Origin of the sequence: Rahnella sp. GSA61A (assembly GCF_019969905.1) — a bacterium.
Lineage (GTDB): Bacteria > Pseudomonadota > Gammaproteobacteria > Enterobacterales > Enterobacteriaceae > Rahnella > Rahnella aceris.
Genome location: NZ_JAHXYO010000007.1, coordinates 144,275 through 157,055, shown reverse-complemented (window position 1 = coordinate 157,055; position 12,781 = coordinate 144,275). Strand labels below are relative to the sequence as shown.

Annotated in this window: 10 protein-coding genes and 1 tRNA gene; 5 read left to right on the top strand and 6 right to left on the bottom strand. The window is 50.4% G+C overall.

What is annotated here, in order from left to right:
* Window positions 1-193: 193 nt before the first annotated feature.
* Window positions 194-415: a hypothetical protein gene (locus LC431_RS11565; protein WP_223509827.1), complete on the bottom strand. Its 222-nt coding sequence runs from the start codon at window positions 413-415 to the stop codon at window positions 194-196.
* Between the two features lie 743 nt (window positions 416-1,158).
* Between LC431_RS11565 and LC431_RS11560 the strand changes: the two genes are divergently transcribed.
* Window positions 1,159-2,652 (top strand): TraI domain-containing protein, encoded by a 1,494-nt coding sequence (locus LC431_RS11560; protein WP_223509826.1) that lies wholly within the window; start codon window positions 1,159-1,161, stop codon window positions 2,650-2,652.
* A 34-nt stretch (window positions 2,653-2,686) separates the two neighbouring features.
* Window positions 2,687-3,643: a site-specific integrase gene (locus tag LC431_RS11555; RefSeq protein WP_072270530.1), complete on the top strand. Its 957-nt coding sequence runs from the start codon at window positions 2,687-2,689 to the stop codon at window positions 3,641-3,643.
* Between the two features lie 265 nt (window positions 3,644-3,908).
* Here the strand turns inward: LC431_RS11555 and LC431_RS11550 are convergent.
* From LC431_RS11550 to aspA, 5 genes are all read right to left on the bottom strand, one after another.
* Window positions 3,909-3,984: transfer RNA gene (locus LC431_RS11550), tRNA-Phe, on the bottom strand.
* Window positions 3,985-4,113: 129 nt separating this feature from the next.
* Window positions 4,114-4,689, bottom strand: a complete 576-nt coding sequence (locus LC431_RS11545) for a transcriptional regulator (protein WP_014411550.1) — start codon at window positions 4,687-4,689, stop codon at window positions 4,114-4,116.
* Window positions 4,690-4,732: 43 nt separating this feature from the next.
* On the bottom strand, window positions 4,733-6,469 hold the full coding sequence (locus LC431_RS11540; RefSeq protein WP_223509825.1) for a protein-disulfide reductase DsbD: 1,737 nt from the start codon (window positions 6,467-6,469) through the stop codon (window positions 4,733-4,735).
* Window positions 6,470-6,639: 170 nt separating this feature from the next.
* Window positions 6,640-7,941, bottom strand: coding sequence for an anaerobic C4-dicarboxylate transporter (locus LC431_RS11535; RefSeq protein ID WP_013573736.1), 1,302 nt, complete (start codon window positions 7,939-7,941; stop codon window positions 6,640-6,642).
* A gap of 135 nt (window positions 7,942-8,076) precedes the next feature.
* Window positions 8,077-9,513, bottom strand: coding sequence for an aspartate ammonia-lyase (aspA, locus tag LC431_RS11530; protein ID WP_013573737.1), 1,437 nt, complete (start codon window positions 9,511-9,513; stop codon window positions 8,077-8,079).
* 373 nt (window positions 9,514-9,886) lie between these two features.
* On the opposite strand from aspA, the gene LC431_RS11525 reads away from it, so the two are divergent.
* The 3 genes from LC431_RS11525 to groL all read left to right on the top strand — a co-directional run bounded on the left by LC431_RS11525 (window position 9,887) and on the right by groL (window position 12,586).
* Window positions 9,887-10,378 (top strand): FxsA family protein, encoded by a 492-nt coding sequence (locus LC431_RS11525; protein ID WP_112197561.1) that lies wholly within the window; start codon window positions 9,887-9,889, stop codon window positions 10,376-10,378.
* A gap of 214 nt (window positions 10,379-10,592) precedes the next feature.
* The gene (locus LC431_RS11520; RefSeq protein WP_009636718.1) at window positions 10,593-10,886 is read left to right on the top strand and encodes a co-chaperone GroES; all 294 of its coding nucleotides are present in this window, start codon (window positions 10,593-10,595) and stop codon (window positions 10,884-10,886) included.
* A gap of 53 nt (window positions 10,887-10,939) precedes the next feature.
* Window positions 10,940-12,586: a chaperonin GroEL gene (gene groL / locus LC431_RS11515; RefSeq protein ID WP_013573739.1), complete on the top strand. Its 1,647-nt coding sequence runs from the start codon at window positions 10,940-10,942 to the stop codon at window positions 12,584-12,586.
* Window positions 12,587-12,781: the final 195 nt, after the last annotated feature.

The following is a 12,781-nucleotide window of genomic DNA, read 5'->3' as shown; positions in this document are numbered from 1 at the left end:
ACTAAAATTTATGATTTTTATTATTTGTATTCGATGTGAATACAATAATCGGGTGTTGCGCTTTTGTATAACGGACAATTTCGATCGTTCAGATCGATACGGTTCATGTAGCCAGTATGAATACGTTGAAACAGAGATTTAACGGGAAATTATGTATTCAGATTTACAAATTAATATTACGGGGTAGAGCTATTCACCGCTGTTTTCGTCTCCAGAGACGAATTATGTTTCCAAACAGCGGTTTGTATTCTTCCTCCTGTGGCCAGCCTGCGATGAAGCCTTTAATCCACAGTATGAGACGATCAAAACGACTTAGGTGGTAATTGTAATGAAGGGCCACTTCTTCCTCCTCACAGATGTTCCTGCAGGCGCGTTCGGTGGCTTTCATCAGTTTCCATGAGAGCATCGTCGTCATTGCCTCTTTTCTTTTTTGCGTATCACCAGGACTCCGCATTGCATTGAGGGAGTGTACCAACGCCATTCCTTCAGGAATGTGTCGATCTGCAAGCCCGCTCGTTCCGCATGGCCGATGGGTCTGCTCAGGGTGTGGCAGCGATAATGATCTGCGGGGAAGTGTCGTAACAACCGGGCTGTTCGTCGGGGACTGAGCAGGTGAGACGACAGGATAATTGTGTGCCGGGGCGTTTTCATGCCAGTGCGGAGAGTGTCTGACAGGGCATGCCAGTAACCTTTCATATCACGGATCCCCGGCTGGCCGACAGCAAGCCAGGGATTGAGGTGTAGCCATAACCGTCGTCTCTTTTTCATCAATACGAAGGGGTATGGCCTGAGAAAAAAAACAAGTTTTGCCAGGGGGTTGAAAAGCGCGGGCGTACCGGTGAGCGTGATAAATACGATCAGACTGCCCGATGTGAAAAGTCCACTAGTGATGAGGGTTGTGAGCGCTGAGCAAATCAACATCCAGCAGGTGATTATTATGGCCACATGAACAGCGTCCGATTTCATGGTGGTTTCTTCTCTTTGAAAAGCCATATTCAGGCACGTTTGGAAGCTCATGGCCTGCAAAAATTATTCATGCAGATCCAAAAAATAAAGATCAAGGGGTTAATCGAGGAAACGAATATAGAGTTCTCGCTTGCCAGAAGAGGGGGAAAGCATAGCGTAATGCCCCTTTATCGATGACTGACGGGGGCGGCAATGCTGAAGTGGATGACAGGCAGATTTCATAATCAGAAAGTAGATACCGCACCGAAGGTGCGTAAGGAGTCAGAGAGACCAAATGCTGCGGGGTGGTTTTTACCGCTGAGCGCAGATGAACTGTTGTCCACGCGACACAGAAAACAGGCGCTGCAGCAATTGTGGGACAATAGTCCTTTCTCCAGGCCAGTTTGGGAGACATTTTGGCTGGAGCCGGTGAAGCGGCTGGCTGTGAGCCTGCAGCAGCTGCCGGCTGCGTCATCGGGACCCTACGCACGCGAAGGCGGCATGCTGGATGAAGCGCTTGAGGTGGCTGTTTGCGCGGTGAGGTTATCCAGGGGATGGATGCTGCCGCCGGGGGCCCCCCCGGAAGAACAGTCGGCGCAGAGCGCAGCCTGGTGTACGGCAATTTTCTGGGCAGCATTGATGCATGACCTGGACAGCCTCGAACAGATGGCGGCTTTCTACGAAGATGGTCGCCAGTGGTTTCCAGGTCTGGGGATGCCTGAAGCTCCCTGGCGGATGAAATTTTGTGAGCAAGAAACAAATTCAGCAGTTCGCGCTGCCACTTGCGCTTATCGCCTGATACCTTACGAGGGGCTTATCTGGGTAGCGCGCTGGCCAGCGCTGGCTGACGCATTACTGGTTTACCTGTCAGGTAATAAACCTGCCGGGGCCATTCTTAATGCCGCAGTGAGTGAGGCTCGTGAAAAATGTGGACTGTTCGCTCAAGACACATTTGCACAGCCTTCGGTCAAACTTGCCACAGATAATACTGAAGCCTTAAGTCAGAGCGCCACTTCTGAACCTGCCGAGCATCCTTCTAATAAAATTCCTGTTCAATCCTTTGTTTCCAATGAAATTGACGACAATAAGATATCTTCACTAAGCAGCGCGGATGCTCTTCCGATCATGCCAGAGCTGGTCTCAGCTATCGGCCAATCCAGTCAGGCCGAAAGTCTTGCTGATGTGCAAGCAGATATGCCGTCAGAGGGAGTAACTCCCGGGGATTTGCTGACGCTGCTGGATAAAATGACAAGCGCTGAAGTAGTCGATGAAACAACCTCTGATGATAACCCCGTCGTGGAAACATTAAAGCAGCCTGATTCTGCCAGAACACGCACATTGGGCGAACATTTTTGGGACTGGCTAGTTGATTCCATTGAGGAAGGGGCACTCAGTATAAATGCACAGGACAGCCTGTTGCATGTTATGGCTCAGTACGTCTTTATTCAGACGCCGGATTGTTTTTACCGATATCTGGCGACACAAGAAAAAACAGAGTCAGACAAAGATGATATTCAAAAAAGTTTTGAAGCGCTGAACAAACATTTTTCAAGAAGTGGAAAGGGGATATACATCTACAAGAAATATGAGAATGAGGGCCGTGAGGGGCGTTTTACCCGAATGTCAGGCTATATGATTCTTGCAACACAACTCTTTAAAGAAGGTGTCGATCTATCTGACAGCCAGTGGTTGTCACCTAATAAATAGTTAAAGCAATTAATTGATAAATAGGGAGAGGAAGATGGAATTAATTAGTTATGACGATATCCTTAAGGACTACTTTTTTAGTAAGACATTGAGGCCAGCCACGGAGTGGAGTTACAGAAAAGTTATCAATTCATTCCGACGTTATATTGGAGATAACGTTTTCCCGGGTCAGGTCGATAGACTAACAGTTTTAAGCTGGCGTCGGCATGTTTTAAGTGAGCAGGGACTATCATCAATAACATGGAATAATAAAGTTGCTCATATGCGTGCAATTTATAATCATGCGCTGCAGCAAGAATTCGTTACTTTAAAAGATAATCCCTTCAATGGTGTGATTGCCAGACCAGATATTAAAAGGAAAAAAACGCTCACCGAGTCAGAGATTAAAAAAATATATTTATTACTCGAAGCGAGAGAAAAAGAGGAAAGTTTGGGGATAATTGAAAAATCACGCTCGGCTCTGAGACCGGCCTGGTTCTGGCTCAGCGTGGTAGATACGCTCCGTTATACCGGTATGAGGCAGAATCAGTTACTCAACATCCGCCTGGAAGACGTTCACTTAGAAGGGGGATGGATAAATTTGCGTCCTGAAGCTTCAAAAAATCACAGAGAACACCGGGTTCCGATTACGCGATTATTACGACCAAGGCTTGAACGGTTGATGCTGGCTGCGGTTGAGCGCGGAGCAGTACATGACGATATGTTATTTAATGCGAGCAGGTTTGATGGGCGAAAAAATATCTTAACAGACGTGATGGCTTATCAACCCCTGCGTGGCTTCTTCCGCCGACTTTCAACTGAGTGTCAGTGTGTTATCACTCCACATAGGTTCAGGCATACCATTGCTACCGACATGATGAAATCCCCTGATCGTAATCTCAAAGTTGTTCAAACGCTGTTAGGACATTCAAGTGTGGCTGTTACGCTGGAGTATGTGGAAGGTAATATGGACAGTTTACGTGTAGCTTTAGATGAAGTTTTTGGAGGATAGGATAAATCTTAAGTGAAATCTAAGTGACTGAAAGCAAAAAAATGAAGCTTTTCTTTACATAAGATTGACACTACCGGTGGGATACTGTCAGAATTCTTATCGGAAGGACGTGAGAAAGCCAGAGAGTGCGTCTAACACTCTCCGGCTTCTTAGTCCCGAATGTTCAACCATCGATGCGATAAGCCTATTTATCACATGAAGCTGTTTCGGGTACTTATGTCTTGCCCGTTAAGGATCTCAACCCTTAACGAACAGGCTCTGAAGATGGTGCCCGGACTCGGAATCGAACCAAGGACACAGGGATTTTCAATCCCTTGCTCTACCGACTGAGCTATCCGGGCAACGGGGCGCATTAAACCGTATTGGGCCTGAGCCGTCAACGGGTTTGTTATCTAAAATACATAAAAGCCGTTTGTTTGCTGCCTTTTCATTCAAAAAGGATGAAATCGCCGGGCAGCAATGGGGGGAAGTCAGGAAAGTGCACCATGTTCACGGCAGCGGGCGATGTTCAGCACATCCTCTGCCAGACGGCGTGCGACTTCCACATCGTTCAGTTGGCGCTTAACGAGCAGTTTACTCAGGCAGCCTTCGAGGATCAGTTCCATCTGCTGAGCGACCATTTCCGGGTCATCCGAGCCCATTTCCTGCAAAAGCGACAAGGTGTAGTCGTAGGAGGCCCGTTTCTGCTGTTGAGCCAGCTGATGAATGGGCGCCTCGCTGTCAGGGAAAAACGTGCAAGCTGCGATAAACAGACATCCAGGATAGCGCTGCTGCCGCACCTGCTCATCCAGCACTTTATAGCGCGCCAGCAATTTCTGTGGCGCTGAAAGAGACTCATCCAGCATCAGCTGACGACGCCAGATATCAATCTGTTCGCCGTGATAACGCAGACTGTCATACAGCAGGGCTTCGGCATCCGGCCAGAAACGGCGTAATTCACTGAGCGGGACATCGACCAGTTCGGCGACCGTTTCCAGTGACAATGTTGCAAGGCCACGTTGTTCCAGGAAATTAAGGGTTTTATCGAGAACTTGTTCACGTAGCACGTTTGCCTCCTCACAATTCGCGTACTTCAAAGTGTAGTGTCGTTTAAGGGTGAGTTTTCTGCAAATGCGCGCTGAACTCCGCTGCATCCATAAAACCCGTCACCCGTGACTGTGGCAACTCATGACCATCAGGCCCGAAGAACAAAATTGTCGGCAGGCCCAGAACATTCAGACGTTCTAATAACGCTTTCTGCTCAGGGGAATTCTGGGTGACATCTGCCTGCAGCAATAAGGTATCCGTCAGTTCATTCTGCACGTCTGGCGCTGAGAAGGTATATTTTTCGAACTCTTTACACGCCACGCACCAGTCAGCGTACAAATCCAGCATAACGCGTTTGCCCTGCGCGCCCTGCAGGGCAGCGTTCAGTTCACCGACATTATGGATTTTCTGGAAATTAAGTGCGTGTACCTGTGTTGTCGTGTTAGCGGCTGGCGCAAATGCCCAGTCCTGCAAAGGACGGCTGACGATCAGCGCCGCGGCCAGGAAAAGTAATTGCAGCGTCCGCACCATGCCGCGCTGGCTTTTCAGGCTGAGCAGGAATGCCCAGCCGAAGAACGCCATGCCGAGCAGGCTCCATAAACGCAGCCCCCAGATATCGCCAATCACACGTTCGAGTAAAAATACCGGCAGTGCCAGAATGACAAAGCCAAATCCTTCTTTGACGTATTGCATCCACGGCCCGCTGCGGGGCAGTAATTTGTTGCCGAACATCGTCACAATAATCAGCGGAATGCCCATCCCCAGCGCATACAGATACAGCGTGCCAGCCCCCGCCAGCAGATTCCCGCTCTGGGCGATATACAGCAGGATCGCGCTGAGCGGCGCGGTGGTGCAGGGAGAACAAATCAACCCGGCCAGTGCGCCCATAATAAAGACGCCGGGCAGCGAGCCGCCTTTTTGCTCGTTACTCCATAAAGCCAGCCGGGTCTGGACGGCAGAAGGAAGTTGCAGGCTGAACGTGCCAAACATCGACAGCGCCAGAACAATGAACATCACCGAAAGCACAATCAGTACCCACGGACTTTGCAACGCCGCCTGGAACTGCAAGCCTGCCGCAGCAACCACCATACCAAGCAGTGTGTAAGTCAGCGCCATGCCCTGAACGTAAACCAGCGCCAGCAGGAAAATTCGCTTCATGCTGTGAGGGCGCTGACGTCCGAGAATAATGCCGGAAATCAGCGGATACATCGGCAGTACGCAAGGCGTAAAGGCAATACCGATGCCGATCAGCAAGGCCCACAGCGGAGAAAACGGCAGTGGTGTGGATGGCTTTTCAGGCGTCGCGATAACCGGTGCGGATGCTGTATCCGTAGCTGGCGTGCTGACACGCGTCGGTTCCGTGACGGCACTCAGCGGCACGTCACGAGTTTCCGGCGGATAGCAGAATCCTGCGGCGGCACATCCCTGATAGGTCACCCGAACGGTTGCATCCGCGCTGGCCTGACGGAGAGGGATCGTCAGATGCAGGGCATTCTCATAAACTTCGCTGTTACCGAAAAACTCATCATGATGATCACGGCCTTTGGGCATCAGAAACGCCGCGAGCTGAGCATTCTTCGGTTCCAGCTCAATCTTGCTGCGATATAAATAATAGCCGTCACGGATTTGCCAGTTCAGTTTGAGATCGTGATCTTGCTGCTGGAAATCAAAACTGAATGCCTGATCGACGGGGACAAACTGTGGCGCGGCGGGTTTGCCAAATAAAGAGGCATTCGCCTGAAACGGCAAAAGACTCAGGCTGAACAGCAGGAAGAAAATTCGAAGAATGCGGTGATCCATGCGGAGTAAAGTTCTCTTTGTCGCGGCAGATGAACAGCCACTGAGTGAATCGACAGAAGATGCGCACGGCGTCATGCCATAGCGCGTTAATGAATTTTGAGTATACCCTGAGCAATCCCTGAGCAGAAAGCCCCGAGTGCTTAACGGGGGCCGCAGCCCCCGGAAAACTGTCAGAGAATAATACTGCCGAAACCAAATCCAAAAACTACAGACAGGAACACGCCAATGGTGCCGGGAATAAAGAATGGATGGTTGAAGACGAAGCGTCCGATGCGGGTGGTGCCGGTGTCATCCATCTGCACAGCGGCAACCAGCGTCGGATACGTCGGCAGAATGAATAAACCGGAAACAGCGGCAAAAGAACCCACGGCGGTCAGCGGCGAAACACTCAGCGCCAGCGCCATTGGCAGCAGGGCTTTGGTCGTGGCGGCCTGCGAATACAACAGCGCAGAGCTGAAGAAGAAAATCACTGCCAGCAGCCACGGATGCGCCTGAATTAGGCCACCTGCGGTTTCTTTGATCCAGCCGAGATTGGCCTGCACAAAAGTGTCGCCCAGCCAGGCCACGCCGAGGATACAAATACAAGCGCTCATGCCGGATTTGAACGTACTGGAGGTCAGAATGGCGTCGGTATCAATGCTGCACAGCAAGGTGATTAACGTGGCGACACTGAGCATGATAATCAGGATGGCGCTGTTGGTGGTCATCACCGGTTGTGCGACCCAACCCAGGCTCGGGCTGTTAATAACCGCATAAGCGACCACCGTCAGTACGCCGAGCAGGAACAGCAACACCGAGAGTTTGGCGCCGCGTTTGATTTCCAGCACTTTATCGCCACGCAGTTGGATCAAACCTTCTTCATACCGTTTGAGATAAACCGGGTCATTGGAAAGCTTTGCGTCAAAGCACCAGCTGACAATCAGCGACATCAGGATCACTGCAGCCAGTGTGGACGGGATCATCACCATCAGCAGATGAAGATAACTGACGCCGTGGTCTTCCATGGTGGATGCCATGTACACCACTGCGGCAGAAATCGGTGAGGCGGTAATGGCTATCTGCGCGGCAACCACGGCGGTGGAAAGCGGGCGGCAGGGTTTAATCCCTTGCTCTTTGGCGACTTCAGAAATAACCGGTAATGCCGACAGTGAAATGTTGCCGGTGCCCGCCATAATCGTCAGGAAATAGGTGACGATGGGCGCGAGGAGGGTGATGTGTTTGGGATTACGGCGCAGCAGCTTTTCAGTTTGTTGCACCAGATAATCCATCCCGCCTGCTACCTGCATGGTCGAAATCGCGGCGATCACCGCCATGATGATAGAGATTACGTCAAAAGGGATAGTTCCCGGTTTAACGCCTATCAGGGCGAGCACCAGAACGCCAAGCCCGCCCGCGAAACCAATGCCGATGCCGCCTAAGCGCGCGCCGAGGAAAATCGCCGCCAGTACAATAATAAATTCGATAATTAACATGGTTGTCCGTCCATATTCCCAGCACTCCTTAAGGAATTGATAATTAATTGTTGTGTAATTGTTGTGTTGTACAAAGTAAAAAGGCCCGCTGTTCTGCAGAACAACGAGCCTTTAAAAGGTCAGTATTTGAGTCTGTTACTGTTCATTTTCATCGGTATAGCGTTTTGCTTTGTAAGCCGGATGTTTCAGGTTTTCGATGGAGAAAATGTCGTCCAGCTCCGCCTCAGTCAGCAGGCCGCGCTCGAGCACCACTTCCCTGACACTCTTACCGGTTTCAGCACAAATCTTGCCGACGATATCGCCATTGTGGTGGCCGATGAACGGGTTAAGGTAGGTGACGATGCCGATAGAGTTGAAAACGTAGAACTCACATACTTCTTTGTTCGCTGTAATGCCGTTGATGCATTTTTCGAGCAGATTGTAGCAGGCGTTAGTCAGGATATGCACTGACTCAAACATCGCCTGACCAATTACCGGTTCCATGACGTTCAGTTGAAGCTGGCCCGCTTCTGCCGCCATCGTCACGCAGACGTCGTTACCGATGACTTTGAAGCACACCTGGTTCACGACTTCCGGGATAACCGGGTTCACTTTGGCTGGCATGATAGAAGAACCCGCCTGTAATTCCGGCAGGTTGATTTCATTCAGGCCAGCGCGAGGACCGGAAGAGAGCAGACGCAGGTCGTTACAGATTTTAGAAAGCTTCACGGCCAGACGTTTCAGCGAGCTGTGAACCATCACGTATGCGCCACAGTCGGACGTTGCTTCAATCAGGTCTTCAGCGGGTACACAGGCCAGATTGCTGACTTCTGCCAGTTTTTCTACCGCCAGTTGCTGATAACCTTCCGGCGTATTCAGGCGGGTACCGATTGCTGTCGCCCCGAGGTTCACTTCCAGCAGTAATTCGCCGGTACGCAACAGATTGCGGGTTTCCTCTTTGAGCAACACGTTGAACGCGTGGAATTCCTGACCGAGCGTCATCGGAACGGCGTCCTGCAACTGTGTACGGCCCATCTTGATGATGTTTTCGAATTCCTTCGCTTTACGCTCAAAACCGTCGCCCAACTGGGAAATAGCATCAACCAGTTTCAGCAAGGACGCGTACACGGCGATACGAAAACCAGTAGGGTAGGCATCATTGGTGGACTGGCATTTGTTCAGATGGTCATTTGGATTGAGGAACTGGTAATCGCCTTTCTGGTGTCCCATCAGTTCCAGACCGATGTTCGCCAGCACTTCATTCGTGTTCATATTTACCGAGGTTCCCGCACCGCCCTGATAGACGTCGATAGGGAACTGGTCCATGCATTTGCCTTTATCAAGCACTTCGTCGCACGCCTGAATAATGATATCCGCAATGTGACGTGGAATGGTGCGCAGTTCTTTGTTAGCAAGAGCTGCCGCCTTTTTCACCATCACCATGCCGCGAACAAACTCAGGAACATCACTGATCTTGGTGTTGCTGATATAGAAGTTTTCAATCGCCCGCAGGGTGTGAATGCCGTAATAAGCTTCTGCCGGTACTTCGCGCGTGCCCAGCAGGTCTTCCTCGATACGAATGGTGTTTGACATGAGAACCTTCTCTTCGGTACTGAATGCGTTATGCGATGTTTAAAATTATGTTACTGGCCGTAGTAAATTTAAAACGATCAACCGTTGTTTGAGCAACGGAGGCGATCATATGCTGCTTCAGACGAATTGCACGTACTAAGATCACTATCCTGCCCTATTATCGTGCATGTTTTTAGTATCTGTGAGAATTCTCACAATTCATTTACCTGCTCAATTAAATCAGGTCTGGTGGTTGAAATCATGATGAGTGATCACCATCTCAGTGTAGTCAGCCTGCATTTCTTTGATAGCGAAGATCTCAAGCAGGCACTTATTCAGGGTTTGGAATGCCGCTGCGACAGCGCTTCCGGAGCCAAATTACAAGGAGAATGCGGTGCGCTGGTTACCGTTATTACTGTTATTCCTGCTGGCTTACATTGAAATCACCTTATTTATCAAGGTGGCTGCGGTGGTTGGCGTGGCAACAACGTTATTGCTGGTTGTTTTCACCTCTTGCGTAGGTGTCTCTCTGGTGAAGAATCAGGGCATGAAGACGTTTATGCAGTTGCAGCAAAAACTGGCGGTTGGGGAAAGCCCGGCAGCCGAGATGGTTAAAAGTGTTTCGCTGGTGATCGCCGGATTCCTGCTGCTGGTACCGGGCTTCTTTACTGATTTCCTCGGTTTGCTGCTTTTGCTGCCACCCATCCAGAAACGACTGACGCTAAAACTGATGCCGCATTTGAACATTGTGCGTTCCGGCGGCAACTGGGGGAGCAGCGCGCCAACGGGGAATACCTTTGATGGCGAGTTCCAGCGGACGGACGAAACGCAGGAACGTCTGGTTTCACCTAAAAAAGATGGCGACACAGAGCATCACGATCGCTAATCTCTGTGGCCTCAATTGTTAAAAGATTGTTGGGAAGCACTGCGAAGGTCGATTTTCGTCAACAGAGCAGCGAAAGAAAAAGAGAAAATTTTTCTGTTCTTCCCCTTGAAGGGCTGCGTATCGCCCCCATTAAACAAACCACGAGGCCGGGCAGGACTTTGCCAGGCATTCAACCCTAAAAATAGATATGGACCCGCTCACAGGAGAGTTATCAATGAAAATTCGTCCATTGCATGACCGCGTTATCGTCAAGCGTAAAGAAGTAGAATCTAAATCCGCTGGCGGCATCGTTCTGACTGGCTCCGCTGCCGGTAAATCTACCCGTGGCGAAATCCTGGCTGTCGGCCATGGTCGCATTCTGGAAAATGGTGAAGTTAAAGCGCTGGACGTGAAAGTTGGCGACATCGTCATTTTCAACGACGGTTACGGCGTGAAAGCTGAGAAGATCGACAATGAAGAAGTGTTGATCATGTCTGAGAGTGACATTCTGGCAATCGTAGAAGCCTGATTGTCCCCCGATCCACTTTTTTCTGAACAGAACGAATTTAAGGGAAATTAACAATGGCAGCTAAAGAAGTAAAATTCGGTAACGACGCCCGTGTGAAAATGCTGCGTGGCGTAAACATCCTTGCTGATGCAGTAAAAGTGACCCTGGGCCCTAAAGGCCGTAACGTGGTTTTGGACAAATCTTTCGGCGCACCAACCATCACTAAAGACGGCGTGTCCGTTGCACGTGAAATCGAACTGGAAGACAAGTTCGAAAACATGGGCGCACAGATGGTGAAAGAAGTCGCGTCCAAAGCGAACGATGCCGCGGGTGACGGTACCACTACCGCAACCGTTCTGGCTCAAGCCATCATCACTGAAGGCCTGAAAGCTGTTGCTGCGGGCATGAACCCGATGGATCTGAAACGTGGTATCGACAAAGCTGTCGTTGCTGCGGTTGAAGAACTGAAAAAATTATCTGTCCCTTGCTCGGACTCTAAAGCCATTGCACAGGTTGGTACCATCTCTGCTAACTCCGATGAAACTGTCGGTAAACTGATCGCTGAAGCGATGGAAAAAGTGGGCAAAGAAGGCGTCATCACTGTTGAAGAAGGCACTGGCCTGCAAGATGAGCTGGACGTTGTTGAAGGTATGCAGTTCGACCGTGGTTATCTGTCTCCTTACTTCATCAACAAACCAGAAACCGGTTCAATCGAACTGGAAAGCCCGTTCATCCTGCTGGCTGACAAGAAAATTTCTAACATCCGCGAAATGCTGCCAGTACTGGAAGCCGTTGCGAAAGCCGGTAAACCACTGCTGATCATTGCTGAAGACGTTGAAGGCGAAGCCCTGGCGACTCTGGTTGTGAATACCATGCGTGGCATCGTGAAAGTGGCTGCGGTTAAAGCACCAGGCTTCGGCGACCGTCGTAAAGCTATGCTGCAGGACATCGCAACCCTGACTGGCGGTACCGTTATCTCTGAAGAGATCGGTCTGGAACTGGAAAAAGCCACTCTGGAAGATATGGGCCAGGCTAAACGTGTTGTTATCAACAAAGACACCACCATCATCATCGATGGCGTTGGCGAAGAAGCAACCATCCAGGGCCGTGTTTCTCAGATCCGTCAGCAGATTGAAGAAGCGACTTCTGATTATGACCGTGAAAAACTGCAAGAGCGTGTGGCTAAACTGGCAGGCGGCGTAGCCGTTCTGAAAGTGGGCGCAGCGACTGAAGTTGAAATGAAAGAGAAGAAAGCTCGCGTTGAAGATGCCCTGCACGCAACCCGTGCTGCGGTAGAAGAAGGCGTGGTTGCTGGTGGTGGCGTGGCGCTGGTTCGCGTTGCTCACACTCTGGCTAACCTGACCGGCGACAACGACGACCAGAACGTGGGTATCCGCGTTGCTCTGCGCGCAATGGAATCTCCACTGCGTCAGATCGTTGTGAATGCTGGCGAAGAAGCCTCTGTTATCGCAAACAAAGTGAAAGCGGGCGAAGGCAGCTTCGGCTACAACGCTTACACCGAAGAATACGGCGACATGATCGCAATGGGTATCCTTGATCCAACTAAAGTCACCCGTTCTGCTCTGCAGTACGCGTCTTCTGTAGCTGGCCTGATGATCACCACTGAGTGCATGATCACCGACCTGCCTAAAGACGATAAAGTCGATATGGGCGGCGCTGGCGGTATGGGTGGAATGGGCGGCATGGGCGGCATGATGTAATCATCATCCCCCTGCGTTCATCCGCAGGTACGTAAAATCAGCGGGCTTTTTTGCTCACTGAGGCAACGTACTGAAGAAACCCGGTCTGTAAAGGCCGGGTTTTTTTATTTGACCCTTTTTTATCAGGTTCAGTAAGATAACTCTCATTGTCTCCGGCCTTTAACGTGTAGACTTGTTTCTGCGTGGATTTCGGAT